General features: G+C 30.3%; 25 protein-coding genes. 20 read left to right on the top strand and 5 right to left on the bottom strand.

The window, feature by feature from the left end; all coding sequences use genetic code 11:
* Positions 1–31: 31 nt before the first annotated feature.
* Entirely contained in the window at positions 32–406 is a 375-nt protein-coding gene (locus AJN56_RS04755; RefSeq protein ID WP_002853874.1) for a YbgC/FadM family acyl-CoA thioesterase, read from the top strand.
* On the opposite strand, the gene AJN56_RS04750 is transcribed toward AJN56_RS04755, so the two are convergent.
* From AJN56_RS04750 to AJN56_RS04740, 3 genes are read right to left on the bottom strand one after another with little or no spacing between them, the layout of a single operon-like run.
* Positions 398–1,588: a hypothetical protein gene (locus AJN56_RS04750; RefSeq protein WP_002854054.1), complete on the bottom strand. Its 1,191-nt coding sequence runs from the start codon at positions 1,586–1,588 to the stop codon at positions 398–400. The genes AJN56_RS04755 and AJN56_RS04750 overlap by 9 nt on opposite strands.
* Entirely contained in the window at positions 1,585–2,193 is a 609-nt protein-coding gene (locus AJN56_RS08760; protein ID WP_002853662.1) for a uracil-DNA glycosylase family protein, read from the bottom strand. Before AJN56_RS08760 ends, AJN56_RS04750 begins: the two co-directional genes overlap by 4 nt.
* Positions 2,190–2,669: a GNAT family N-acetyltransferase gene (locus AJN56_RS04740; protein ID WP_002853404.1), complete on the bottom strand. Its 480-nt coding sequence runs from the start codon at positions 2,667–2,669 to the stop codon at positions 2,190–2,192. Before AJN56_RS04740 ends, AJN56_RS08760 begins: the two co-directional genes overlap by 4 nt.
* A gap of 130 nt (positions 2,670–2,799) precedes the next feature.
* Here AJN56_RS04740 and rpmH point away from each other — a divergent pair, with 130 nt between their 5' ends.
* The 14 genes from rpmH (at position 2,800) to AJN56_RS04670 (ending at position 16,784) form a co-directional block, all read left to right on the top strand.
* Positions 2,800–2,934, top strand: coding sequence for a 50S ribosomal protein L34 (gene rpmH, locus AJN56_RS04735; RefSeq protein WP_002776864.1), 135 nt, complete (start codon positions 2,800–2,802; stop codon positions 2,932–2,934).
* Positions 2,931–3,257, top strand: a complete 327-nt coding sequence (rnpA, locus tag AJN56_RS04730; protein ID WP_002856541.1) for a ribonuclease P protein component — start codon at positions 2,931–2,933, stop codon at positions 3,255–3,257. The genes rpmH and rnpA overlap by 4 nt, the downstream gene beginning before the upstream one ends.
* On the top strand, positions 3,254–3,595 hold the full coding sequence (gene yidD / locus AJN56_RS04725; protein ID WP_002853937.1) for a membrane protein insertion efficiency factor YidD: 342 nt from the start codon (positions 3,254–3,256) through the stop codon (positions 3,593–3,595). Before rnpA ends, yidD begins: the two co-directional genes overlap by 4 nt.
* The gene (yidC, locus tag AJN56_RS04720; protein ID WP_002853852.1) at positions 3,592–5,178 is read left to right on the top strand and encodes a membrane protein insertase YidC; all 1,587 of its coding nucleotides are present in this window, start codon (positions 3,592–3,594) and stop codon (positions 5,176–5,178) included. Before yidD ends, yidC begins: the two co-directional genes overlap by 4 nt.
* Positions 5,179–5,181: 3 nt before the next feature.
* Positions 5,182–6,000: a Jag N-terminal domain-containing protein gene (locus AJN56_RS04715; protein ID WP_002853389.1), complete on the top strand. Its 819-nt coding sequence runs from the start codon at positions 5,182–5,184 to the stop codon at positions 5,998–6,000.
* The gene (gene mnmE / locus AJN56_RS04710) at positions 5,993–7,321 is read left to right on the top strand and encodes a tRNA uridine-5-carboxymethylaminomethyl(34) synthesis GTPase MnmE (protein WP_002868965.1); all 1,329 of its coding nucleotides are present in this window, start codon (positions 5,993–5,995) and stop codon (positions 7,319–7,321) included. Before AJN56_RS04715 ends, mnmE begins: the two co-directional genes overlap by 8 nt.
* A gap of 10 nt (positions 7,322–7,331) precedes the next feature.
* Positions 7,332–9,518 (top strand): phosphoribosylformylglycinamidine synthase subunit PurL, encoded by a 2,187-nt coding sequence (gene purL / locus AJN56_RS04705; RefSeq protein ID WP_002853351.1) that lies wholly within the window; start codon positions 7,332–7,334, stop codon positions 9,516–9,518.
* A complete protein-coding gene (locus AJN56_RS04700; RefSeq protein WP_002853334.1) occupies positions 9,515–10,285 on the top strand; it encodes a DnaJ domain-containing protein in 771 nt (256 codons plus the stop codon). Before purL ends, AJN56_RS04700 begins: the two co-directional genes overlap by 4 nt.
* A gap of 2 nt (positions 10,286–10,287) precedes the next feature.
* Positions 10,288–11,820 (top strand): bifunctional phosphoribosylaminoimidazolecarboxamide formyltransferase/IMP cyclohydrolase, encoded by a 1,533-nt coding sequence (gene purH / locus AJN56_RS04695; protein ID WP_002853339.1) that lies wholly within the window; start codon positions 10,288–10,290, stop codon positions 11,818–11,820.
* Between the two features lie 98 nt (positions 11,821–11,918).
* Positions 11,919–13,511 (top strand): methyl-accepting chemotaxis protein, encoded by a 1,593-nt coding sequence (locus AJN56_RS04690; protein ID WP_070246143.1) that lies wholly within the window; start codon positions 11,919–11,921, stop codon positions 13,509–13,511.
* 9 nt (positions 13,512–13,520) lie between these two features.
* The gene (locus AJN56_RS04685; RefSeq protein WP_002853321.1) at positions 13,521–13,955 is read left to right on the top strand and encodes an META domain-containing protein; all 435 of its coding nucleotides are present in this window, start codon (positions 13,521–13,523) and stop codon (positions 13,953–13,955) included.
* Positions 13,956–14,053: 98 nt separating this feature from the next.
* The gene (locus tag AJN56_RS04680) at positions 14,054–15,031 is read left to right on the top strand and encodes an agamatine deiminase (protein WP_002855829.1); all 978 of its coding nucleotides are present in this window, start codon (positions 14,054–14,056) and stop codon (positions 15,029–15,031) included.
* Positions 15,028–15,915 (top strand): cation diffusion facilitator family transporter, encoded by an 888-nt coding sequence (locus AJN56_RS04675; RefSeq protein WP_002853697.1) that lies wholly within the window; start codon positions 15,028–15,030, stop codon positions 15,913–15,915. The genes AJN56_RS04680 and AJN56_RS04675 overlap by 4 nt, the downstream gene beginning before the upstream one ends.
* Positions 15,912–16,784, top strand: a complete 873-nt coding sequence (locus AJN56_RS04670; RefSeq protein ID WP_002856098.1) for an N-carbamoylputrescine amidohydrolase — start codon at positions 15,912–15,914, stop codon at positions 16,782–16,784. Before AJN56_RS04675 ends, AJN56_RS04670 begins: the two co-directional genes overlap by 4 nt.
* Before the next feature lie 11 nt (positions 16,785–16,795).
* Here AJN56_RS04670 and AJN56_RS04665 read toward each other — a convergent pair whose 3' ends face one another.
* Positions 16,796–18,142, bottom strand: coding sequence for an SH3 domain-containing C40 family peptidase (locus AJN56_RS04665; RefSeq protein ID WP_002853462.1), 1,347 nt, complete (start codon positions 18,140–18,142; stop codon positions 16,796–16,798).
* Between the two features lie 48 nt (positions 18,143–18,190).
* Here AJN56_RS04665 and pif1 point away from each other — a divergent pair, with 48 nt between their 5' ends.
* Both pif1 and AJN56_RS04655 read left to right on the top strand, forming a co-directional pair.
* A complete protein-coding gene (gene pif1 / locus AJN56_RS04660) occupies positions 18,191–19,534 on the top strand; it encodes an ATP-dependent DNA helicase Pif1 (protein WP_052785910.1) in 1,344 nt (447 codons plus the stop codon).
* Positions 19,535–19,543: 9 nt separating this feature from the next.
* Entirely contained in the window at positions 19,544–20,278 is a 735-nt protein-coding gene (locus AJN56_RS04655) for a hypothetical protein (RefSeq protein WP_052785909.1), read from the top strand.
* On the opposite strand, the gene lolA is transcribed toward AJN56_RS04655, so the two are convergent.
* Positions 20,275–20,784 carry a LolA-like outer membrane lipoprotein chaperone gene (lolA, locus tag AJN56_RS04650; RefSeq protein WP_002853753.1) on the bottom strand — a complete coding sequence of 170 codons (510 nt, stop codon included), beginning with the start codon at positions 20,782–20,784 and terminating at the stop codon, positions 20,275–20,277. The genes AJN56_RS04655 and lolA overlap by 4 nt on opposite strands.
* A gap of 99 nt (positions 20,785–20,883) precedes the next feature.
* Here lolA and secA point away from each other — a divergent pair, with 99 nt between their 5' ends.
* The 3 genes from secA to AJN56_RS04635 are packed head-to-tail and all read left to right on the top strand — an operon-like array spanning position 20,884 to position 25,482.
* Positions 20,884–23,472, top strand: coding sequence for a preprotein translocase subunit SecA (gene secA / locus AJN56_RS04645; RefSeq protein WP_002868959.1), 2,589 nt, complete (start codon positions 20,884–20,886; stop codon positions 23,470–23,472).
* A complete protein-coding gene (locus tag AJN56_RS04640) occupies positions 23,469–24,674 on the top strand; it encodes an ABC transporter permease (RefSeq protein WP_002868958.1) in 1,206 nt (401 codons plus the stop codon). The genes secA and AJN56_RS04640 overlap by 4 nt, the downstream gene beginning before the upstream one ends.
* A gap of 22 nt (positions 24,675–24,696) precedes the next feature.
* On the top strand, positions 24,697–25,482 hold the full coding sequence (locus AJN56_RS04635; RefSeq protein WP_002853965.1) for an amino acid ABC transporter permease: 786 nt from the start codon (positions 24,697–24,699) through the stop codon (positions 25,480–25,482).
* The last annotated feature ends 123 nt before the right edge of the window (positions 25,483–25,605 follow it).

Here is a 25,605-nt window from a genome sequence, read left to right as displayed (position 1 = left end):
TTAAATGTAAAATATTTTTTAAGGTAAAGCGATGAAAATGCGTGTGTATTATGAAGATACTGATGCGGGTGGAGTGGTGTATCATAGTAATTATTTAAAATTTTGCGAGAGAGCAAGAAGTGAAATTTTTTTCAATAAAAAAGTAGATATTTTTGATGCATCTAAGGGACATTTTTTGCTTGCAAAAGCAAATTGCAATTTCTTAAAACCTGCAAAACTTGGAGATATGATAGAGATTAAAACAAAAATTTTAGAAGTCAAAAATGCTTCTGTGGAAATTTTACAAGAAATTTATAAAGATGAAATTTTGCTTTTTAAAATGGAATTAACTTTAGCTTTTATTAAAAACGAAAAACCAGCTAGAATGGATACGCAGTTAAAAAAGCTCTTTGAAGAATTATTTTAATTCTTCAAAGCTTGCTTGTTTGCCTTGCATAAGACGCACTTTGTAATCAACTTGAGAATTTTTGATTTTCTCATCAAATAAACTTTCGCTTTTTTTATTTAAGAATTCGGTATAAAAGTAATCAACTCCTATACTAGTAGCATAAGCAATCCAGTTATAATCTATACTTTGATTAAAAATTTCATTAAGATAGACTAAGTTATCATCGTGGTTATTGATGGAGTTAGCAATGATGAAATTTTCTCTATCTCCTTGTTGTGTTAAACTTAAAAATGTTGGATTATAATTGATTTGAGTGGATAAAAGCACATAAGGATGAATGTTATAAATTCTTAGTTGAGAACTTGCTAGAGCTGTTTTGATCAATGGAGTGTTAAAAAATATTGAGGCATTATTAACTCCACCTTGTGATCTTAAAAGCCTGCTAAAATCAAGCTTCTCGCCTTCTATAGTATATATTCTAGCATTATTATTTTGAGCAAGAATTCTTGAATTTAGATTGCTTGATAAGGCAGAGCCATCGCTAAATATTGCGATATTAGCGTTTGATTTGCTTAAAAGTGTGGCAATTTGAGCATCATAGTCAATACTTCCAAAAATAATATTTTGATTTGAAATTTGTATGTTGTTTTTATGGATAGTTGGTATGAAAATTTTCATATTTCCTGAGTAATTTTTCAACTCATTAGCACCTTTTAGAGTAAATCCAGCTATGGCATACTGATATCCTTGAGCTTGTGCTGCATCAAGCGCGGCTCGGATTTTATCACTATCTTCTGTGCCGGTTAAAAAAACTTTTACTTTGATTTCAGCTCTTTGTCTTAAAAGATAAGCTATGCTTGAATTTATTATAGTATTTGAGTAACTTTTTATAGTTTTTTCTGGGATAATTATCGCAAGTTTAACAGAAGTAATTTTTTGAACATTTTTTTCAAAATCAGTAATGGAATTTAATAATTTTGCATAAACATTAGATAGAAATTGATCGTTTTGATCTGTAAATTCACTTAAAAAACTGAGATACAATCTTGATTCTAAAAGATCAAAAAGACAATTTGTGTTGCATTCTTGAACGCTTAATTTAGGATAAAAATTTTCAACAGGTTTTACATCGACTAATTTTTGCTCTTTTGCATTAAGCAAAAAGCAAGATAAGAAAAATATTAAAAATATTTTTTTCATAAAAATCCTTTAATTTTTTTTAAATCTTGTATGAAATTTTTTTCATAACTTGGATTTTTTTCTATAAAATCTAAATCATAACTTGGCATTATGAAAAAATTTTTATAAGCAAAAACTTCACCTTTTAAAATGTGATAATCTTTAAATCCCAAGCTTTTAAATGTGTATTCTCCTAGACAAAGCAAAAAAGCAGGTTGAATCAGTTTTAGTTCGTTCCAGAAAAATGGTAAGCAAGATTGTAGCGAAAAATCATCAAATTTTCCATTACAAAAACATTTAAATAGATAAGAAAAATAAAAATCTTCATCGCAAAGCCCTAAAATTTGATAAATATAGCGTTTTAATTTTTCACCTTTTTTTGAATTAAGTAAAATTCCACTTTCATTTTCACTCTTTTGCCCAAAAACATCAAGAATTAGCAATTTGGCATTTTTTATCTTGGGCTCCATAAGACTAAATTTTCTTGTTTTGGAAAATTGGCATAAGGTGCAAGATGAAACAAGTTGTTTTAATTCTTGAAAATTTTGTACTTGTTCAAAGTGGTTTATATGTGTGTCAACAAAGTTAAACCCCATAGCTTTTAAATAATAAAGACTTCTTATCATAAATCACACAATTTTTCTAAATTTTCTCCACTTAGACGATAATTTCTCCATTGTTTAAGATGTTTAGCGTTTAAACTTTCATAAAAATTAATACCTAAAATATTATCATTTAAGCAAACCCAGTCGAGTCTTTTTAAATTTTCTTTTTTGCAAATTTCTCCTAAAAATTTAAAAACAGCTTTTCCATAACCTTTTTTACGAAAATCTTCTCGTATATAAATATCTTCAAGGTAAATTCCACCGCTGCCCCAAAAAGACGAAAAAGTATAAAAATAAATCATATAGCCTATAGTTTTTTCATTTTCTTTTAACAAAAAAGCACGAGCAAATTTATTTTTTAGTAAAGAATGTTCCAGTTTTTCTTTCGTACATTGAAGAAAATCTAACATATCTTCGTATTTTGCAAATTCTATGATCATCTCTTGTAAAATATCTAAATCTTCTTGTCTTAAATCAATAATTTTAAATTCTGACATTTTTAACCTTTTAAAAATAATTTCAAAATTTATCAAAAGAATTTAAAAATTACTCTTAATCAAAAGCAATTTATAAGTAAGATTAAGATAAAATACAAGTTTATTTTATAATTTTTTAAGGAAAAATCAAATGAAAAGAACTTATCAGCCACATGGCACTCCAAGAAAACGTACTCATGGTTTCCGTGTTCGTATGAAAACTAAAAATGGTCGCAAGGTGATCAATGCAAGACGCGCTAAAGGTAGAAAAAGACTTGCTGTGTGAAAAATTTTGATAAATTTAGCACAAACGAGGAATTTTCATCTGTATATAAAGTAGGTAAAAAATGGCATTGCGAAGGTGTGATCATTTTTTACCTGAATAGTTATGAAAAAAAAATAGCAGTTGTTGCTAGTAAAAAAGTTGGAAAAGCAGTGGTTAGAAATCGTTCAAAACGAATTTTAAGGGCTTTGTTTGCTAAGTTTGAAAGATATCTTCAAGATGGCAAATATATTTTTATAGCTAAAAATGAAATCACTGAACTTTCTTTTTCTAGGTTAGAAAAAAATCTAAAATGGGGATTGAAAAAACTAGAATGTTTCAAATGATATGCCTAAAAATACTCCGTTTTTATCAGAAATTCTTAAGCCCTTTAAAACCCGCTGCTTGTAGGTATTATCCTAGTTGTTCTGAGTATGCGCTTTGGCAGTTTCAAAAAAAGAATTTTTTTCTAGCTTTTTTTTCTACTTTTTTTAGAATTTTAAGATGTAACCCTTTTTTTAAAGGGGGTTTTGATTATCCTAGAGTTTCTAAAAATTTTTATCCTATAAATTTATGTTTTAAGCCTATATTTTTAGCAAAAAAACAACTTTGTTTTTTATATATACCTTATAAAAATAAAAGTTTTTATCTTATAAAAATCATCTTTAAAAGGACAAATCAGTGAATAATTCAAATAATATTTTTCAGCAAAAGCGTATACTTTTGGCTGTTGTGATTTCTTTTTTATTTTTTGTTGTTTATGATTATTTTTTCATTCCAAAGCAACCTTTAAAAATAGAACAAAACATTACACAACAAAATCAACAAAACACAAGCATAAATAACACTCCTAATATACAAAATACCACCACAAATACTCCAAGTGCAGCTTTAGTTTCGCAAGATAGTGTGATATCTAAGGTTCAAAGCAAGCATTTTGAAGCACAAATTGACTCTTTTGGTAGAATTTCTGCTTTTTATTTGAAAGATAAAAAATACCAAAATGAGAAAGGGGAATTTATAAATCTTGTTAGCAAGGAAAATAGTCCTTATCCTTTAGAAATGCGTTTTAGTGATCCAAGTATTAACTCAGAGGCTTTTAAAATTCCTTATGTTGCTAACGCTAGCAATCTTTTTGTCGATGAAAATGGAAGTCAAGTTTTAAAACTCACTCAAAATCTTTCTGGATTGAAAATCGAAAAAGATATTACTTTTTATCCAAAAGGAAATTATGAGATAGAAGTTAAACTCAGCAAGAATGCAAATTATTTTATAAGTCCAGGATATCGTCCAAATATTGCCGTAGATAGTTATACGGTTCATGGTGCTTTGGTAATGGATAATAAAGAAACCATCGAAACTTATAAAGATGGAGATGTAGAAAAGGATGAAAGTGCTAATAATGTCGTAATGACTTCGGCTTTTGATAGATACTATGCAACTTTCTTTTATAATTTTGATAAACCTTTAAATGTGGCAATCAGCAAGGATGCTAATAAAAACCCTATAGTTTTTGCTTATAGTGATAATGAATTTAAAGCAGGGGGTTATATAGGTTCTAAAGAACATGTGATTTTAAGAAGTATAGATCCACGCCTTGAAGCAGTTGTTGAATATGGTTGGTTTACTTTTATTGCTAAGCCTATGTTTGAGTTTTTGAATTTCTTGCATCAGTATATAGGAAATTGGGGTTGGGCTATCGTTGTGATGACTTTAATTGTGCGTATTATTTTATTCCCGCTAACTTATAAGTCTATGATTTCTATGAATAAACTTAAAGATCTTGCTCCTAAAATGAAAGATATTAGAGAGCGTTACAAAGGCGATCCACAAAAAATGAATATGCACATGATGGAGCTTTATAAAAAACATGGTGCAAATCCTATGAGTGGTTGTTTGCCTATACTTTTACAAATTCCTATTTTCTTTGCTATTTATCGCGTTTTGCTTAATGCTATTGAGCTAAAAGCAGCTCCTTGGGCGTTTTGGATACATGATTTATCGGTAATGGATCCTTATTTTATTTTGCCTATTTTAATGGGTGCAACGATGTTTTTACAACAGCTTATTACACCTATGACTATACAAGATCCTATGCAAGCTAAGATTATGAAATTTTTACCAGTGATTTTTACTTTTTTCTTTATCACTTTCCCAGCAGGACTTACGCTTTATTGGTTTGTAAATAACCTTTGTTCTTTGGTTCAACAATGGGTTATCAATAAAATATTTGCTAAAGAACATCACAAAAAAACAAGCGGAGCATGAAAAATGAAAATCGAAGCCATTGATCTTCAAAGTGCCTTAACAGAAGCTTCAAGAAGTTTAGAATGTTCTGTGATGGACTTAGAATATGAGATTATTCAGCATCCAAGAAAAGGTTTTTTTGGATTTGGAAGAAAAAAGGCAATTATAGAGGCTAAAGCAAAAAAAAGGATTTTGAAAAAAAATCCTAAAAAAGAATTTACAAGTTCAAAAAATCACAAACCAGAAACACATGAGCCAAAACAAGAAAACAAGATTGAAATAAAAAATGAAAAAAATAAAAGTCAAAAAGAAAAATACACAGTAAAAAGTGATGAAATTTTTGATAGTTTTCATCGAGAAAGCAAAGGAGTGCGTAATACTCAGGATATTTTAGATGAGATTCGTATTCAGCTTGTAAAACTTTTAGAAAGCTCCCAGTTTAAAATAGAGCTTAGTGAACTTAGAATGTATGATGAAGATTGTGTTTTGATTCGATTGGATGGGGAAGATGCTGCTTTGATGATAGGCAAAGAAGCACATCGTTACAAGGCTATTTCTTATCTTTTGCATAATTGGATCAATTTAAAATATAATCTTTTAGTGCGCCTTGAGATCGCTCAATTTTTAGAAAATCAAATTCAAGGTATGCAGCTTTATTTACAAAGCGTGATTGAAAAAATTAAAATTCATGGACGCGGACAAACCAAACCTTTAGATGGGGTTTTGATAAAAATCGCTTTAGAGCAGTTAAGAGCTGAATTTCCAGATAAGTATGTAGGAATTAAGCAAAATAATGATCAAAGATTTGTTGTAATAAACGACTTTTTCAAAAAAGATGAGTGATACTATAGCGGCTATTGCCACAGCTCATGGTGTGGGTTCGATTTCTATTGTAAGATTAAGCGGTGAAAGGGCTTTAGAATTTGCCTTAAAGCTTAGCCACAAAACCAAACTTACCCCGCGCCATGCTACTTTTACAAAACTTTTTAATCAAAATAATGAAATTATCGATGAAGCTATAATGATATATTTTAAAGCCCCTTATAGTTTTACAGGGGAAGATATAGTAGAGTTTCAAACTCATGGAGGATTTAGTGTGAGTGAAGTTTTACTCGAAGAACTTGTGAGTTTAGGAGCAAGACTTGCTTTAGCAGGGGAATTTAGCAAAAGAGCGTGTTTAAATGGCAAAATGACTCCTTTAAAAGCTTTAAATATACAAGATCTCATACTTTCAAAATCTGCACTTGCAGCTAAAATTATAGCACGCAACATGCAAGGAAACTTAGGAGAACTTTTAGAAAAAATTCGCACAGATTTGGTTAAAACCTTGGCTTTTGTAGAAACTAGCATTGATTATGCTGATGATGATTTACCTTCTGATTTATTAGAGCAAATTTCTACTATGTGTGAAGAAAATTCTAAAATTTTAAAAGAAATTTATACGCTTTCTCAAAGCAAAAAAGGACTCATAGAAGGTTTTAAAATCGCTATTGTAGGTAAGCCAAATGTAGGCAAATCTTCGCTTTTAAATGCCTTGCTTTCTTATGAAAGAGCTATTGTTTCAGATATAGCAGGCACCACTCGTGATACTATAGAAGAGAACTTTAAATTAGGAACGCATTTATTACGCATTATAGATACAGCGGGTATTAGGGAAAGTAAAGATGTTATAGAACAAATCGGCGTAGCTTTAAGTAAAAAAAGTTTAGAAGATGCAGATATTATTTTGGCAGTCTTTGATGCTTCAAGAGTGCAAGATAAAGAAGATGAGAAAATTTTTGACTTATTAGCAAATACTGATAAAAAAATCTTTTGGATTTTAAATAAAAGTGATTTAGAAAATGTTTTCAAAAATACTCAAAATAAAAATTTTATCAAGCTTAGTGCTCAAAAAGACATTACTTTGTTAAAAGAAGAATTGCAAAATTATCTTAATTCTTTTGATAGCGAAGGTATTATGGTAAGTTCTTTAGATCTTATTAATGCTTGTAAAATTTCAAGTGAAGCGATTTTTAGAGCTAAGGGGCTTTTAGAGGAAAGTTCTTTAGAGCTTTTTGCTTTTGAGCTTAATTTAGCTATTAATGAACTTGCAAGATTTACCAAAGATTTTCAAAGAGATGAAATTTTAGACGAAATGTTTGGTAATTTTTGTTTAGGAAAATGAAAGGATAGAAATGGATAAAGAAACCATAAAAGCACATAAAATCAGCGATGAAGAATATGCACAAATTTTAGAAATTTTAGGACGTGAGCCAAATTTATTAGAACTTGGGGTTATTTCTGCGATGTGGAGTGAGCATTGCTCTTATAAATCCAGTAAAAAATATCTTAATGGTTTTCCAACTAAAGCACCTTGGGTGATTCAAGGTCCAGGTGAAAACGCAGGGGTTATTGATATCGGGCAAGGTATGGCAGCGGTTTTTAAAGTGGAAAGTCACAATCACCCTAGTTTTATCGAACCTTTTGCAGGTGCGGCTACAGGAGTAGGGGGAATTTTGCGTGATGTTTTTACTATGGGTGCAAGAGTGGTTGCGGGGCTAAATTCTTTAAAATTTGGCGATATTCATGATGAAAAATGCGGCAAACATCAAAAATACCTTGTTAAAGGCGTGGTAAATGGAATTTCTCATTATGGAAATTGCATGGGTGTGCCAACTATAGGCGGAGAATGTGCTTTTGATGAGTGTTTTAATGGAAATATCTTAGTTAATGCCTTTGCTTTAGGGGTTTGTAAAAGTGAAGATATCTTTTATGCTAAGGCTGAAGGTGTAGGAAATCCTGTGATTTATGTGGGTTCAAAAACAGGACGTGATGGACTTGGTGGAGCGGTTATGGCAAGTGATAGCTTCAATGAAGAAAGCAAATCTTTGCGTCCTACAGTGCAAATTGGCGATCCTTTCAGTGAAAAACTTCTTATGGAGGCTTGTTTAGAGCTTTTTAAAACCGATTATATTGTGGGTATTCAAGATATGGGTGCTGCAGGGCTTACTTCAAGTTCTTTTGAAATGGCAGGAAGAAGTGGCAGTGGCATGAAACTTTACTTAGATAAAACTCCTATGCGTGAAAGCGGTATGACTCCTTATGAGTTAATGCTTAGCGAATCTCAAGAAAGAATGCTTATTTGTGCGAAAAAAGGCTATGAAGATAAGGTTATAGAGATTTTCAAAAAATGGGATTTAGATGCTGTGGTTATGGGTGAAGTTACCAATACAGGAAAAATGGAGCTTTTTTGGCATGATGAGCTTGTAGGACTTATTCCTATCGAGCCTTTAAGTGAAAAAGCGCCGATTTTAAGTCGCCCTACAAGTGAACCAAAATATTTAAGTGAAATTAAAAATTATAAATTTGAGTTAAAATCAAGCGTTCAAGAGCTTTTTATACAAATGCTTCAAAATGAAAATATTAATAATAAAGCTTTTATTTATGATCAATTTGATTCAAGTGTGCAAACCAATACCATAAAAGCTGATGGAAGATTAGGTGCTAGTGTTATTCGTATCAAAGAAAATGGTGCAAGTGTGGCTATGGCTATAGAATGTAATTCACGCTTAAATTATGTAAATCCTAAAATAGGAGCAGCTTTAGCAGTAGCTTCTGCAGGAAGAAAAGTTGCTTGTACGGGGGCTAAACCTTTGGCAATAAGCGATTGTTTAAATTATGGAAATCCGCAAAATCCTGAAGTGATGTGGCAATTCGCACAAGGTTGCGAAGGTATTAAAGAAGCTTGTAAAGAGTTAAATACCCCAGTAGTAAGCGGCAATGTTTCGCTTTATAATGAAACTGAAGGCGTAAGTATTTATCCAAGTCCTACTATAGTAAGTGTAGGGGTTTTAGAAGATGCAAATAAAACCCTAAAAGCTAGTTTTGAAAAAGAAAATTTAAGCGTTTATCTTTTGGGTGAAAGTTTAGGAGAATTTAGTGGATCTATGGTAATGAAAATCCAAGATAAAAAAGTATCAGGAAGTCTTAAAGAGCTTGATTATAAAGCTGAACTTGCACTTTGGGATTTGCTTTATAAAGCCAATCAAAATTCTTTACTTGAGTGTGCCAATAGCGTAGGAATAGGGGGTATTGCTATGACTTTGGCAAAAATGTTTGCTATTTCTAGTGTGGGTGCAAATTTAACAAGTGATTTTGATGATGAAAAAATGATTTTTGATGAGAGTGCAAGTCGTGCTATAATAGGGCTTAGTAAAGAAAATGAAGAAGCTTTTTTAAATTTAGCTAAAGAATTTGGAGTAAAAGCTTATAAATTAGGTGTGAGTACAAGCCAAAAACATTTTAAACTTGATAGCATTGAGTTAAGCAAGGCTGAACTTGATAAGCTTTATTTTGAAAGTTTTAAAGAGCAAATCCAATGACTTTAGTTTTAATTATACTCGTTGTTTTGGTGTTTTACTGGTATTATAAAACTTGGGGAAAACAGGATTTTTTAAACTCAGCTACAAGAGGAGCCAAAGGCTTTGCTAAGGGTTTTGCTCGTGGGGTTATGGAAGAAAGAATGGATGAGTTTAAAAGGCGTATGAATTACTATGTTATCGCACTTTTGGCAAAAATTGCAAAAAGCGATGGCAGGGTAAGTGAAAATGAAGCTGAAATGATCAAAGATCTTTTAGATGCAAATGCCAAAGATGAAAAAGAAAGAGCTTTTTTAAAAGCAAGTTTTAACGAACATAAAGAAAATTTAAGCGATGCTTTTTATGTGGCAAAAGATTTTTTAAAAGAAGTGCCTTTGCCTAAAAATGAGCGTTTTAATGTCTTGCGTGTGCTTGTTTTTATGGCTTTAATCGATGCAGATTTTAATGCTAAAAAGCGTGAAATTTTAGAGCAAATCGCTAAAGCCTTTGATATAGCAAAAAGCGAACTAGACGCTTTTATAGCAAGTCTTTCAAATTTAAAAAGTACTAAAAAAGAATTAAGTCTTGATGAAGCTTTTGCTATTTTAGAACTTCCAAATAATGCGGATTTAAATGCGGTAAAAAAACAATACCGCAATTTGGCAAAAAAATACCATCCTGATATTTTAAATGCAAACAATGTTAGCGAAGAAGAGCTTAAAATCGGCGTAGAGAAATTTCAAAAAATCAACGAAGCTTATGAAAAAGTTAAAAAACATTTAGAAAGGTAAAAATGAGAGCATTACTTAGTGTGAGTGATAAAGAAGGCATAGTAGAATTTGGCAAAGAGCTTGAAAATTTAGGTTTTGAGATTCTTTCAACTGGGGGGACTTTTAAGCTTTTAAAAGAAAATGGAATAAAAGTTATAGAAGTGAGTGATTTTACAAAGAGTCCTGAGCTTTTTGAAGGGCGTGTGAAGACTTTGCACCCTAAGATTCACGGTGGGATTTTGCATAAAAGAAGCGATGAAAATCATATCAAACAAGCAAAAGAAAATGAAATTTTAGGCATTGATCTAGTTTGTGTAAATTTATATCCTTTTAAAAAAACTACCATTATGAGCGATGATTTTGATGAAATTATAGAAAATATCGACATAGGCGGACCTGCGATGATAAGAAGTGCAGCAAAGAACTATAAAGATGTGATGGTGCTTTGCGATCCACTTGATTATGAAAAAGTGATTGAGACTTTAAAAAAAGGTCAAAATGATGAGAATTTTCGTTTAAATTTGATGATAAAAGCTTATGAGCATACAGCAAATTACGATGCTTATATTGCAAATTATATGAATGAACGCTTTAACGGAGGTTTTGGAGCGAGTAAATTTATAGTAGGACAAAAAGTATTTGATACAAAATATGGAGAAAATCCACATCAAAAAGGGGCTTTATACGAGTTTGATGCCTTTTTTAGCGCAAATTTCAAAGCCCTTAAAGGCGAAGCAAGTTTTAACAATCTAACCGATATTAACGCAGCTTTAAATTTAGCTAGTAGTTTCGATAAAGCTCCAGCTATTGCTATAGTAAAACATGGAAATCCTTGCGGTTTTGCTATAAAAGAAAATTTAGTACAAAGCTATATACATGCTTTAAAATGCGATAGCGTCAGTGCTTATGGAGGAGTGGTTGCAATCAATGGAACTCTTGATGAGGCTTTAGCAAATAAAATCAATGAAATTTATGTAGAAGTAATCATTGCAGCCAATGTAGATGAAAAAGCTTTAGCCGTGTTTGAAGGTAAAAAACGCATTAAAATTTTCACTCAAGAAAGTCCGTTTTTAATCCGCAGTTTTGATAAATATGATTTTAAACATATTGATGGGGGTTTTGTGTATCAAAACAGTGATGAAGTGGGCGAAGATGAGCTTAAAAATGCAAAGCTTATGAGTCAAAGAGAGGCAAGTAAGGAAGAATTAAAAGATCTTGAAATCGCTATGAAAATAGCAGCGTTTACCAAATCAAACAATGTTGTTTATGTAAAAAATGGCGCTATGGTGGCTATAGGTATGGGTATGACAAGTAGAATCGATGCAGCAAAGGCAGCAATCGCTAAAGCTAAAGAAATGGGACTTGATTTGCAAGGTTGCGTTTTGGCAAGTGAAGCCTTTTTTCCTTTTAGAGATAGCATAGATGAAGCAAGTAAAGTAGGGGTTAAAGCTATAGTAGAACCAGGCGGAAGTATAAGAGATGATGAAGTGGTAAAGGCGGCTGATGAGTATGGTATGGCGCTTTATTTTACAGGAGTAAGACATTTCTTACATTAAGTTTAATGGAATGTTATGTTTTTTACACATAATTCAATAAAAATTAAATAAATTATGTGTAAAATATTTCCGAAAAATTTTATTTTTAGGAAACTATGATGTTTAAAACTATAGGATTTAAGGTTTCTGCTGCAATTTTTGTGGTGTTGCTTATAAGTTTTATTGTAATGCAAGTGATTTTAAATTTGGATTTTAAAAATACTGCCAATAAAATGAGCAGGGCAAATTTAGATACCGTAAGTACTTCTGTTTTTCAAACAATGAGAATGGCTATGAATTTAGGAGATCCTGAAAAAATTAAAGAAGCCATTGAAGATGCAAAAAGTATAGAGGGTATTAGTGATATTAAAATTTATCCTTCAAAAGATACTATAGATCTTTTTGAGATGAAAGCCCCTCAAATTTCAAATGATAAGCGTATTATAGAACAATTTTCAAATCCTAAAATTCAAGCTTTAGAAGAAAATGTAAATGGTGTTGTGCATTTAAGATTGATACGCCCTTTGATTGCAGATGAAAGTTGTGTTGCTTGTCATGCAAATGCTAATGTAGGGAGTGTGATTGGGGTTATGGATATATCACATTCTTTAGAAGGTGTTCAAAAAGATATAAGCAAAACCAGTCAATCTTATATTGTAATATTTACTATTGCTTTGATTTTTACCCTTTGTGTGGTTCTTTTAATGCTTAAAGTTGTTGTTGGAAAGCCTGTTTTAGAGCTTTTAAATCATGCTAAAGAATTAGCTCAAGGAAGTGGCAATTTAAAAGCTCGTATTTCAGTTAAAGGTCAAGATGAAATTGCTTTAGCTTGTGGATATATCAATCAATTTATCGAAAAAACTCATAAGACAGTTAGCGGTGCAAGTCATAATTCAAAAAATGTAGAAAAACAAAGCAATCTTTTAAATTCAAATGCTATTTCTTTAAGTGATATCAGTTCACAAAGTCATAAGCAAATAGATCAAAGTTTTAAACTTGGTGCAAATGTTGGCAATGAACTTGGAGAACTTGCTAGTTTGTCAAATAAAGCAAATAGTGCCAATGAAAAATCCTTTTTATTATTAGAACAAATGCTTAAATCTTTGTTTAATGTTGCTAATAAAGTATCAACAGTATCTCAAAATGAAAATGAATTGGCTAAAAAAGTTGAAAACATGGTCAATCAAGCAGGTAATATACAAAAAGCAACTCAAATGATGGATGAGATCGCAGATAAAACCAATTTACTATCCCTAAATGCTGGCATAGAAGCAGCTAGGGCTGGTGCATTTGGACGAGGTTTTTCTGTAATTGCTGAGGATGTTAGGCAGTTGGCTCAGAACAGTGAAGAATTTTTGGGAAATGTAGCTCAAATTACAAAAGAGCTTTTGCAAAGTATTAATGAGGTTAGCGCAGAATTAAAGAAAAATGCTCAAAGTGTACAAGCTTTAAATGATGACACCGCTTTATTGGTTGATGATGCTAATGAGGTTAAATTATGCAACGAAGATGCTAGGGCTTTGGTAACTCAATGTACTGAAAAAATAAAAATTTCCCAAGAGAATATACAAAATTTACTTTCTCGTATGCAAGAAAATGTTGAAGTAAGTGAAAAGAATGAAGAAATTTCTAAAATTCTGCTTCAAGTTGCAGATGAGTTAAAAATAGTGTGTCATAATCTTGAAAGCGAACTTAACCAATTTCAAATTTAAAGGAATAAAATGAAAAAAATGCTTCAAATTGCTTTAGCTGCAACTTTTTTTGCGGGTTGTGCTAGTACTTCTCTTACTTCATCTACTTCTAAAGGTAATAATGAACTTGTGCAAAATCAGCTTTTCAAAATAGAAAAAATTATAGTAAATGGCAAAACTTTTGATCCAAAAAACGCAGAGGAAAGTCCAAATATCAGTTTTGAAAATAATAAATTTTATGGTTATTCAGGATGCAATCGTTTTTTTGGTTCTTATCAAACTAAGGCGGATACTTTACAAATCGAAGGTGATCGCGTAGCTTCAACTCAAATGCTTTGTCACCCAATGGATGTAATGGATTTTGAAAATTCTTTCCTTTCAAATTTCAAAGGAACTTTTAAAATTTCAAATGAAAATGGAAAACTTGTTTTAAGCAATGATGAAATGAAAATCTTTTTTAAATAATGCCCTAAAGCCTCGAAATATCGAGGCAATCTTCTTAAATTTGACAAAAGTCTAAAAAATGATACAATTATAATTTTATTATCAAAAAAGGTAGTTAAATGATAAAATCAATTCCTGAATGGAGTGAGCAAGAATACCTCATGCTTTCTTTACCCCATGAAAAAAGCGATTGGAATCCCTACTTAGAGGAAATTTTGCAAAGTTATAAAGAATTTGTAAAAGTGGTAAGTGAATTTCAAAAAGTTTTACTTATAGCTCCTAAACAGAGTGATTTTGAAAATTTTAAAGATATAAAAAATGTAGAGTTTTTTAAATGTGATACCAATGATACTTGGATACGCGATTTTGGAGCTATAGATATAGTAGAAAATGGTCGTTTAAAAGCTCTTGATTTTACTTTTAATGCTTGGGGAAATAAATTTCAAAGCGAGCTTGATAATGCTGTAAATTCTAAGCTTTTTAAAGAAAAATTTAAAGAGGAGCTTAAAAAGGTTGATTTTATTTTAGAAGGAGGAAGTATTGACTTTAATGGAGAGGGTGTGATGCTTACAAGCTCTCATTGTCTTTTAAATGAAAATAGAAATTCTCATCTAAACAAAACTCAAATTGATACAAAATTAAAAGAAATTTTTGGTTTAAAGCAAATTATTTGGCTAGAAAATGGTTTCATAAAAGGTGATGATACGGATCATCATATCGATACCTTAGCAAGATTTATAGATAAAAATACCATAGCGCATTGTATTTGTGAAGATGAAGAGGATGAGCATTATTTGCCTTTGCAAAAAATGAAAGAAGAGCTTAAAAAAACAGGCTTTGATTTATTAGAACTTCCTATACCTAAGCCTTTATACTATGAAGAAAGAAGATTAGGAGCGACTTATGCGAATTTTGTTTTTATAAATAATGCTTTAATTGTGCCTTTTTACAAGGATAAAAATGATGAAATCATAGCTAAAAGACTTTCTAAAGCTTTACCTAATCATAAAATTATAGGAGTAGATGCAAGAGTGTTTTTACGACAAAACGGTTCTTTGCATTGTTCTTGTCAAAATCGTTTCAAAGGTTTAAGATGAGTTTGCAAAAAAAAGCAACTCTTGTAGCAAGTTTATGTGCTATTGTTTTAGCCTTGGTTAAATTTATAGTAGGCTTAACAAGTGGTTCTGTTGCAGTACTTTCAAGTGCGATTGATTCTTTAATGGATTTTGCTATTTCTGCTTTTAATTTTTTGGCTCTTAAAAAAAGCTCACAAAAGGCGAATGAAAATTATAATTTTGGTTTTTCTAAAATTGAAGCTTTAATGGGTTTGTTAGAAGGTGTTTTTATAGTTGGCGTGGGGATTTTTATTTTTTATGAGAGTATTTTAAAGATTTATTATAAAGAAGAAATTAAAGATTTAAATTCAAGCATCTATGTGATGATTTTTGCTTTAATTATGACTTTTTTTCTTGTACTTTTTTTAAATTATGTAGCTAAAAAAACCAAAAGTTTGATTATAGAAAGTGATGCTTTGCATTACAAAACAGATTGCTTAACCAATGCTTGTACTTTAGGGGCTTTGGTTTTGATTTATTTTACAAATTTACATATTATTGATGCTATTTTTGGGATAGTGATCAGTCTTTATACGGCATTTTCTGCTTTTAAAATCATTAAAAAAGCTTTAGCTTTTTTAATGGATGAGGCTTTACCTAAGGAACAAGTGGATAAAATTTGTACTTTGATTTCTAATAATCCTGAAATAATTTCCTATCATGAATTAAAGACGCGTAAAACTCCAAGTTGTAATTATTTAAGCGTACATTTGGTTTTTTGCCCTATAATTTCGCTTTTAAATGCGCATAAAATTTCAGATGAAATAGAAGAAGGTGTGCGTAAGATGTTTGAAAATGAAAAATGGGATATACAAATTCATTTAGATCCTTATGATGATGCAGAACAAGAAAGGCAAAGACAATGAAAATCGCTTTAATACAACAAAAATTTCATTCAAATAAAGAACAAACTATAAAAAAAACTTGCGAATTTATAGAAGAAGCCTCTAAACAAGGAGCTGAGCTTATTTGTTTAGGAGAACTTCATCAAAGTGAGTATTTTTGTCAAAGTGAAAATGTGGATTTTTTTGACTATGCTAATGATTATGAAAAAGATGTGAAATTTTGGGCAAATATAGCTAAAAAAAATCAAATAGTGCTTATTACTTCATTGTTTGAAAAACGAAGTGCTGGACTTTATCATAATACTGCAGTGGTTTTTGAAAAAGATGGTTCTATAGCAGGCAAATATCGCAAAATGCACATACCTGATGATCCTTGTTTTTATGAAAAATTTTATTTTACTCCTGGAGATTTGGGTTTTGAACCTATAAATACAAGTTTAGGTAAGCTTGGAGTGCTTATTTGTTGGGATCAGTGGTATCCTGAAGCAGCAAGAATTATGGCTTTAAAAGGAGCTGAGATTCTTATTTATCCTACGGCAATTGGTTGGTTTGATAAGGATAAAGATGAAGAAAAACAAAGACAGCTCAATGCTTGGCTTGGCGTACAAAAAGGACATGCTATAGCTAATGGTTTATATGTAGTAGCTATCAATAGAGTAGGTTTTGAAAAAGATGTAAGCGGGGTAGAAGAGGGTATTAGATTTTGGGGAAATTCTTTTGTTTTGGGCCCTCAAGGTGAAGAACTTTGTCTTTTAGATTCTCAAAACGAATGTGTAAAAATCATAGAAATAGATAAGAAAAGAAGTGAAAATGTGCGTCGTTGGTGGCCTTTTTTGCGAGATAGACGCATAGAATATTTTGCAGATTTAACTAAAAGATTTATTGATTAAATCAATAAATCTTATTTGTTTTGTATATTTTCAAGATAGCTTTTTATTTGCTCTTTTTCTTGTTCGTTTAAATTTATAAAACTTATTTCTTTAAGTCTTGATAAAAGCAAATTATCTTCTAAAATTTCATTTTTTCCTATCTCTAAAGAAGTGATGACGCTAGAACTTATGAGAAGTCTTTGGGTTGCATCTTTTCTTAAGCCCCATATATTATGTATGGCAATATTATTATCTGTAATTTGTCCTGCATAAAGCATAATATGTCCAGGTAGATAAAGTAAACTAAGATAAGCTTTCCCAAAGCGGTTTAAAAAATCTTTTTTTTGAGAATTACTAAGAGTGCTTATATTAAAATGATTAAAAGAATTTTTTTGTGCAGCTGAATTTCTTGGTAGATAAAGTCCAAAAGCTGAAAAGATATCACGAGTTAGTAAAGAACAATCTCTTTCAAAATTATAACCGCCCCAGCCATAAGGCAAATTTAAAACTTGTGAAAGCTGATTTTTTAAATTTTTATCATTGAATTGTAAAGGAAATTTAGATACATCTTTTTTAGAAATTTTATATTTTTTAGAACCTATTTTTCCATAAAAATAGTTTTTATCTTCTTTGTAGTAAGGATAAATAGCGCCAATTCTACTTTCAAAGAAAAATTTACCATCCTCGCTATAGATAGGAAATTTTTCTTTTAGTGGTGTGATAAAGTTAAGATTTTCATAGATTTTCGCTCTATCGCTTGAGAAAAATTCCAAATTTTTACTTTCAACAAATCCAAATCCAGCTTCACCTAAAACAAAAGCATAACGCTTATCTTTACTAAAATGTGAAATTAAGACAGGGGTTCCAGCATTTAAAATGCCATCGCTTGCATAGTCAAAAGGAATTCCTTCATTTTCAAAAAAAGGATTTTTTAAGATAGCTCTTTGGGTTGGAAGATTTTTAATGATTGTATTTTGGATAATTAAAGCTTTTTGATTAAGTTTACCGAATTCTTGGATATTTGCGTTATTTATAGCGTTTTTAAACCATGAAAGTGGAATAATTTGTTTATTGAAAAAATAATAAGTATTTTTTGAATTTAAATATAAAGGAAAGGACCAAAAAATATTTTGTCCTTTGTAATTTTTAAATGAATCATGCCAAGGTTTAAAGAAATATTTTTTATATCGTTTTGCATCAAAATTAATATCGTAAGCAAATTGTGGCAAAATGCTTACATTTTGTTCGTATTCAAGTTTTGCATAATGTTGATTTTCATTTTTTTGTTCTAAATTTTCATGATGAAGTGAAGTTAAATTTTTTGTTGAACAAGCTGTTAAAAATAGCACTATAAAAGTAAAATATAAACAAGATTTCATAATCAACCTTTTAGAAAAAATAGTTATAATTAAAGCCAAGGAAATATAATGCTTGATAAACTAGAAAAAATTTTAGCTTATGATAATGTTTTTTTAAGTGGTGGTGCTGGAGTTGGTAAAAGCTTTTTGACAAATGAGCTTATCAAATCTTATAGAAAACAAAAAAAATTAGCCATAGCTCTTGGTTCTAGTGCTCTATCGGCGTTTAATATAGGCGGTGTTACTTTACACAGCTTTTTTTGTTTAGGGTATTGTGATGATATGATGAAATTAAGTGCATTGGATCGCAATCAAAAACAAAAAGAAAAATTAACAAAACTTAAAGAGCTTTTAAAAACGATTGAGCTTATTATTATCGATGAAATTTCCATGGTTAGTGCAAGTGTTTTTGAAATGATAGGCTTTAGACTTAAAAATTCTCAATTTAATGGAAAAATTTTAGTTGTAGGAGATTTTTTTCAATTGCCTCCCGTAATTAAAGAAAAAAAAGAAACTTTATTTAACCATTCTTATTATGCTTTTTCTTCATTTTTTTGGCAAGATTTAAATTTTAAGAATATTAAACTTTCTCAACCTAAAAGAACGCAAAATATGGAATTTTATAACCATTTATCTTTGATTAGACAAGGTTTTTTAGATGAAAAAATTTTAAGCTTTTTTGAATCTTTGCGAATTGATTATAAAGAATTAGAAAATTTAGAAAATGATTATACTTTACTTTGTGGTATCAATAAAAAAGTAAACAATATCAATCAAGAAAAATTAAGCAAACTTGAGACCCCGCTTGTATGCTTTAAAGCTCAGGTTAAAAAAGAAGATAAGAGAATAAAAGATGAAGAGCTTGATTCTTGGATTAGAAGCTTAAATATATTGGAAGAATTAAATATTAAAATAGGCGCTCGTATTATTTTTTGTGTAAATAATTGGGATAAGAATTATTATAATGGAGAGCAAGGCATTATAGAAGATATTCTTTATGAAGAGGAGAAAATTTATATTAGCATTATTAAAAATAATGGGATGAAAATTTTACTTGAACCTTATACTTTTTTCATGGAAGAACTTGAGCAATCAGGTAAAGATTTTGTTGTTAATATTCTCGTAAGTGTTACACAGTTTCCTATTAAATTAGCTTATGCTATTACTATACACAAATCACAAGGTATGAGCATTGAAAAATTAGTGTGTGATATTGATCATATTTTTGAAAATGGACAGCTTTATGTCGCTCTTTCTCGCGCTACAAATCCAAATACTTTAAAAATTTATTCTACAAAAAAGATAAATTTTGGATTTTATTTTGCTAATATTTTAAAAATAGATTCTAATGTGATCGAATTTTATAAAAAACATAATTTTTTAGATCTTGAAATACAAGAACAAATCATTTAAAGGCATTAAATGAAAAAAATATTTTTAAGTGTTTTTTTGGTTTTGAGTTTAAATGCTCAAAATCTTGAAATAGATAAAATAAGAACAGATTTGTATTCTAAAAGTGGAGCAAATGTTCTTAAAAAAGTTGAAATTTCTTTGGAATTTGATGGGAATAATTTAAAAGAAAATGAAAATAAGTTAATTGATGCTGTAAATACAGTAATTTCAGGGTTTTTTTATGAAGATATTTTTACAGAAATTGGAAAAAATAATTTTAAAAAAACTTTAGAAAAATTTTTAGATAAGAAATATAAGATTAAACTAGATGATATATATATCATATCTTTAAGCGGAGTGGAAAAATTTGATTTAGAGGAGTTTAAACGCTTTTTAGAAAGCACTGAGGCTAAAGAGAAAGGTATGGGTAGTGAGGTAAAAAAAGCACTTGAAAACTTAGAAGTTCCTAAAACTCAAGTTCCTAGTGTTGAAAAGATCACAGCTCCTAGTGTTCCAAATTTAGAAGCCAAACAAGTTGAACAGCTTTTCAAAGATTCAGATGAAGAAAATAAAAATGACAATGGAGAAATCAATATAGATAATTTAAATACACCTAAAATGACTCCAGATATAGAAGAAAAAATTAAAAGAGATTTAATCGCCAATCCTCCACAAATATTCAAAGAAAATAATGCAAGCAAGCCTTATCATTTGCCACAAATAGGCTATGATATAAAGCTTGATGAAAATTCAACGCAAAATTAGCGAACTATATCATAATTTTGCGGAATTTTTGCCTTAAAAACATCGGAATTAATTTTTGGATTTTTAATTTGATTGTTTAGATTGATTATAACATCATTTTCAAATTCATCTTTATATGATATGCTTTGAATTTGCTCTTGATTGAGTTTAATTGTATAATTTATATTATCATATTTTGCTACAAGTTTATCTTTGTCTATAAGACTTGCTTTTTTGAAAATTTCATTAAGATTTGGAATGTTATCAAGATGAGAGAAAATGACTTGTTCTAGATCGTGCTCTACTATGGTTACTTGATTTTTGTTAATATAAATCTCTTTTTTACTAGGAGTATCATAACTCCAATATGCTTGATCTTTACTCAGTATAAAATGTCCAGAATAAGAAAGTGTAGAGTTTTTGGATTTCACTATTTGGGTAAAATTGCTTGAAAAGGTATTAAAATTAAGTTCAAGGGCAAAAAGTTGTCCTATAAAAATAAAAAATATCAAGAATGTTTTTTTCATTTATTTTCCTTAAAAAATTATATTTTTTATATCATTCTAGCTAATTTTAATTAAATAATCGTTATAATGATAGTTTGAAAAATTTATAAAGGTTTAAAAATGTTTTTAAATACCTTAAAAGCCGTTTTTGGAACAAAAAATGATCGTGAAGTTAAAAAATACTTCAAGCGTGTAACACAAATCAATGCTTTAGAAGGCAAATATCAAAATTTAAGCGATGATGAATTAAAAGCCGAATTTGCAAAATTTAAAGAGCAAATTTTAAGCGGAGAAAAAAATGAAAATGATATCTTAAATGATGTTTTTGCTATAGTTAGAGAGACAGGTAAGAGAACTTTAAATATGCGTCATTTTGATGTACAGTTAATCGGTGGTATGGTTTTGCACGACGGAAAAATCGCAGAAATGAAAACAGGGGAGGGTAAAACTCTTGTAGCGACTTTGCCTGTAGTTTTAAATGCCATGAGCGGAAAAGGCGTACATGTTGTTACGGTAAATGATTATTTAGCTAAAAGAGACGCTGAGCAAATGAGTGCGATTTATAACTTTTTAGGTTTTAGTGTAGGCGTGATTCTTTCTTCTCAAAACAGTGACATAGAGCACAAGCAAGCTTATGATTGCGATATTACTTATGGAACCAATAATGAGTTTGGTTTTGATTATTTGCGTGATAATATGAAATTTTCAAAAGTTGAAAAAGTTCAAAGAGAGCATAATTTTGTTATTGTAGACGAGGTAGATAGTATTTTAATTGATGAGGCAAGAACTCCGCTTATCATCAGCGGTCCTACAAATCGCACTTTAGATGGTTATATTAAAGCCAATGAAGTAGCTAAGCAAATGCAAAAAGGCGAAGCAGTTTTACCCCCTGCAAAACCTGAGGGTGATTTTGTAGTAGATGAGAAAAATCGTAATATTTTAATCACGGAAGCAGGTATTGCTAAGGCTGAAAAACTTTTTGGTGTAGAAAATTTATACAGTCTTGATAATGCTATCTTAGCACATCAGCTTGATCAAGCTTTAAAGGCGCATAATCTTTTTGAAAAAGATGTGCATTATGTTTTAAGAAATAATGAAGTTATCATCGTTGATGAATTTACAGGGCGTTTAAGTGAAGGACGTCGTTTTAGCGAAGGATTGCATCAAGCTTTAGAAGCCAAAGAAAATGTAAAAATTCAAGAAGAAAGCCAAACTCTAGCAGATATTACTTTTCAAAATTATTTTAGAATGTACAATAAACTTGCAGGTATGACAGGAACTGCGCAAACAGAAGCGACTGAATTTTCTCAAATTTATAGTTTAGATGTTATTTCTATACCGACAAATATTCCTATTAAAAGACAAGATAAAGATGATCTTATCTATAAAACTCAAAATGAAAAATTTAAAGCTGTAATTGAAGAGATCAAAAAAGCCAACGCCAAAGGTCAGCCTGTTCTTGTGGGAACTGCAAGTATAGAACGCAGTGAAGTTTTTCACAATATGCTTGTAAAAGAAAAAATCCCTCATCATGTTTTAAATGCTAAAAACCACGAGCAAGAAGCTTTGATTATCCAAGATGCAGGTAAAAAAGGTGCTGTAACTATCGCTACAAATATGGCAGGTCGTGGTGTGGATATAAAAATCGATGATGAGATTAGGGCTTTGGGTGGGCTTTATATCATCGGTACAGAAAGACATGAAAGCCGCCGTATTGATAATCAACTTCGTGGTCGTGCAGGAAGGCAGGGCGATCCTGGAATAAGTCGTTTTTATCTAAGTTTAGAAGATAATCTTTTAAGAATTTTTGGCGGGGATCGTATCAAAAGCATTATGGATCGTCTAGGCATAGAAGAGGGCGAAAGCATAGAGTCAAGAATCGTTACAAGAGCGGTTGAAAATGCACAGAAAAAAGTAGAAAGCTTACATTTTGAAAGCAGAAAGCATTTGTTAGAATATGATGATGTAGCAAATGAACAAAGAAAAACTATTTATCGTTATCGCAATGAGCTTTTAGATGAAAATTATGATGTTAGAGCTAAAATTTCTCAAAATATCGCTGAATATAGTGCAAATGTAATGAATGATTATATACTTGATGAAAGCGGTTCTAATGTAAATTTTGAAAATTTGAAAGCAAAAATTTTATATGAATGTTCAACTCAGATTAGTGAAAAAGATTTTGAGAATTTAAGCGTCATTGAAATGCAAGATAAGCTAAGTCAAATTCTTGAAAATTCTTATAACGAAAAGATGTCAAGACTTGAGATTAAAGAATTGCGTAATATAGAGCGTATTTTATATTTGCAAGTTTTGGATAATGCTTGGAGAGAGCATTTGTATCAAATGGATATTTTAAAAACAGGAATAGGGCTTCGTGGATACAATCAAAAAGATCCTCTTGTGGAATATAAAAAAGAAAGTTATAATCTTTTCTTGGAGTTGGTTAATCGTATTAAATTTGATAGCATTAAACTACTTTTTAGCGTGCAATTTAATCAAGAAGAGGTACAAAATTTAGAAAATAAAGCCAATGAAGAAAATGAAAAGCTGCTTCAAAGCTCAGTAGAAATGGGCGCAAGCGAAGATAATCTTGGCGAAGCTGAGTTTAAAAAAGTTCCACGCAATGCTCCTTGTCCTTGCGGAAGTGGAAAAAAATTTAAAGAATGCCATGGAAAAAGTGGTCCTAAGCAAGGAATTTTAGCTTGAATAAAAGCGTTTTAAAATATTTACTTTTTAAATATTTAAGATTTGATAAAGAGCAACCCTTTATCAATCTTTCTATGCTTTTGACCTTTTTAGGAGTTTGTGTAGGACTTTGCGTTTTGCTTGTAGCTATGGCAATTATGAATGGTTTTGATAAAGAATTTGAAAAACGCTTTTTTGTGATGAATTATCCTATTACTATTTTGCCTAAATTTTACGCTCCTGTAAATGATGAATTTATAGATGAGTTAAGAAAAACATTTCCAAATTTGTTATTTAGCCCTTATATAAGCACTCAAGTTGTTGTAAAGGGAGATAATCGTTTTGAAGGTGGTGTGCTTTTTGGCGTTAATTTTAATGATGAAAAAAAAATAAACGAAGTGGTTGCTAAAGCTTTAAAGGATGAGAATTTAAGTGGTTTTGATATACTTGTAGGATCAGCACTTATTGATGAATTTGGTTTGCATAAAAATGACAAACTTTCACTTATTTTTTCAAATCTTAATCCTAGTGGATTTTCTTTAGTACCGCAAACTAAACGTTTTGATGTTAAAGCGCGTTTTACTTCAGGGCTTGCATTTTATGATAAAGCTTATATGTATACAGATGTTGATGCATTGAAAAAAGTACTTGGAATGCCTAAAAATCCAAATTATGATGGAGTTCATGTATATAGTGATAATGCTTTTAAGGATGTTGAAAAAATTAAATCTTATTTAAAAGACGATTATGCTGTAGTAGGTTGGTGGGAACAAAATAAAAATTTCTTTTCAGCCTTAGAGCTTGAGAAAAGAGCGCTTTTTATAGTGTTGATGCTTATTATTTTGGTTGCAAGTTTAAATATAGTAAGTTCTTTATTGATGATAGTAATGAATCGTCGCAGTGAAATAGCACTTTTACTTGCTCTAGGTACAAGCAAAAATGAGGTAAAAAAGAGTTTTTTTGCCTTAGGTATGCTTATTGGTGGCGGTGGTATGATAGTGGGTGTGGTGCTTGCATTTTTTGCTTTATGGCTTTTGGGAAATTTTGATATTGTAACTTTACCTGCTGATGTTTATGGAACCAGTAAATTACCACTTGATTTGTCTTTAATGGATTTTTCTTTAACCATTGTGGGTGCTTTAATAATCATAGCTTTATCATCTTTTTATCCTGCAAAAAAAGCAACTCAAATTAATATTTTAGATACTTTAAGAAATGAATAAATTGTAATTTTGGAGATTTTTATTGTCTTTGTTTACTCAAAAAAATAAGGATTTTAAACCTTTAAAACCTCTATCAAAGTCAAAAATAATCACTAATTTAATTCTTTTGATTTTATTTTTAATATTGTTTTGTTATTGTAGTTTTAGTATAAGTGCTTATCATTTTGATTTTAGTGCAATTGCGACCTATAAAGAAAAATTTCTTCAAGGTTTTTTAAATACTTTAATAATCAGTTTTTTTTCTTTATTACTGAGTATAATTTTGGGTGGAGTTTTTTGTGCTTTTTCTTTAAGTTCAATTGTTTTTTTAAGATTTTTATCTACATTTTACATAGAGCTTATCAGAGGAACCCCTTTACTAGTGCAGGTATTATTGATGTATTATATCATTGCAAATAATTTAGGACTTGATAATCGATATGTGGCTGGAGTTATTATTTTATCATGTTTTTCTGCTGCTTACTTAGCTGAAATATTTAGAGCTGGAATTTTAAGTATTTCTATATCTCAGCTTGAGAGCGCTAGGGCTTTAGGGTTAAAAGAGATGCAGGTTTTTGCGTATGTAATTTTTCCCCAAGCTTTAAAAAATATTTTAGCACCGCTGAGTGGACAATTTGCAAATTTAATTAAAGATAGTTCCTTATTAAGTGTTATTGCTGTAAATGAATTAACCCAAAGTGCGCAAGAGATAAATTCTTATACTTTTGCTACTCTTGAAGCTTATGTAATTTTGGCTATTACATATCTTATTTTGACTTTACCTATAAGTATATTTTCTCGTTATTTGGAGAGAAAATGCCAAAAATGATTTAAAAAAGCTTGACAAATAGAGCTAATTTTGGCATAATCACATTTTTATTTCAGAAAATGTCTCGTTAGCTCAGCCGGTAGAGCATCTCCCTTTTAAGGAGGGGGCCGTTGGTTCGAATCC

The organism is Campylobacter sp. BCW_4319, from assembly GCF_001764435.1.
Classification (GTDB): domain Bacteria; phylum Campylobacterota; class Campylobacteria; order Campylobacterales; family Campylobacteraceae; genus Campylobacter_D; species Campylobacter_D jejuni.
The sequence above is the reverse complement of the archived record's forward strand: the minus strand, read 5'-3'. Positions and strand labels throughout refer to the sequence as shown.

Bases quoted from the DNA above. Each gene is read 5' to 3' on its own strand.
- AJN56_RS04755 (WP_002853874.1), top strand. From the start codon at position 32: ATGAAAATGCGTGTGTATTATGAAGATACTGATGCGGGTGGAGTGGTG.
- AJN56_RS04750 (WP_002854054.1), bottom strand. From the start codon at position 1,588: ATGAAAAAAATATTTTTAATATTTTTCTTATCTTGCTTTTTGCTTAAT.
- AJN56_RS08760 (WP_002853662.1), bottom strand. From the start codon at position 2,193: ATGATAAGAAGTCTTTATTATTTAAAAGCTATGGGGTTTAACTTTGTT.
- AJN56_RS04740 (WP_002853404.1), bottom strand. From the start codon at position 2,669: ATGTCAGAATTTAAAATTATTGATTTAAGACAAGAAGATTTAGATATT.
- rpmH (WP_002776864.1), top strand. From the start codon at position 2,800: ATGAAAAGAACTTATCAGCCACATGGCACTCCAAGAAAACGTACTCAT.
- yidD (WP_002853937.1), top strand. From the start codon at position 3,254: ATGATATGCCTAAAAATACTCCGTTTTTATCAGAAATTCTTAAGCCCT.
- AJN56_RS04715 (WP_002853389.1), top strand. From the start codon at position 5,182: ATGAAAATCGAAGCCATTGATCTTCAAAGTGCCTTAACAGAAGCTTCA.
- mnmE (WP_002868965.1), top strand. From the start codon at position 5,993: ATGAGTGATACTATAGCGGCTATTGCCACAGCTCATGGTGTGGGTTCG.
- purL (WP_002853351.1), top strand. From the start codon at position 7,332: ATGGATAAAGAAACCATAAAAGCACATAAAATCAGCGATGAAGAATAT.
- AJN56_RS04700 (WP_002853334.1), top strand. From the start codon at position 9,515: ATGACTTTAGTTTTAATTATACTCGTTGTTTTGGTGTTTTACTGGTAT.
- purH (WP_002853339.1), top strand. From the start codon at position 10,288: ATGAGAGCATTACTTAGTGTGAGTGATAAAGAAGGCATAGTAGAATTT.
- AJN56_RS04690 (WP_070246143.1), top strand. From the start codon at position 11,919: ATGTTTAAAACTATAGGATTTAAGGTTTCTGCTGCAATTTTTGTGGTG.
- AJN56_RS04685 (WP_002853321.1), top strand. From the start codon at position 13,521: ATGAAAAAAATGCTTCAAATTGCTTTAGCTGCAACTTTTTTTGCGGGT.
- AJN56_RS04680 (WP_002855829.1), top strand. From the start codon at position 14,054: ATGATAAAATCAATTCCTGAATGGAGTGAGCAAGAATACCTCATGCTT.
- AJN56_RS04675 (WP_002853697.1), top strand. From the start codon at position 15,028: ATGAGTTTGCAAAAAAAAGCAACTCTTGTAGCAAGTTTATGTGCTATT.
- AJN56_RS04670 (WP_002856098.1), top strand. From the start codon at position 15,912: ATGAAAATCGCTTTAATACAACAAAAATTTCATTCAAATAAAGAACAA.
- AJN56_RS04665 (WP_002853462.1), bottom strand. From the start codon at position 18,142: ATGAAATCTTGTTTATATTTTACTTTTATAGTGCTATTTTTAACAGCT.
- pif1 (WP_052785910.1), top strand. From the start codon at position 18,191: ATGCTTGATAAACTAGAAAAAATTTTAGCTTATGATAATGTTTTTTTA.
- AJN56_RS04655 (WP_052785909.1), top strand. From the start codon at position 19,544: ATGAAAAAAATATTTTTAAGTGTTTTTTTGGTTTTGAGTTTAAATGCT.
- lolA (WP_002853753.1), bottom strand. From the start codon at position 20,784: ATGAAAAAAACATTCTTGATATTTTTTATTTTTATAGGACAACTTTTT.
- secA (WP_002868959.1), top strand. From the start codon at position 20,884: ATGTTTTTAAATACCTTAAAAGCCGTTTTTGGAACAAAAAATGATCGT.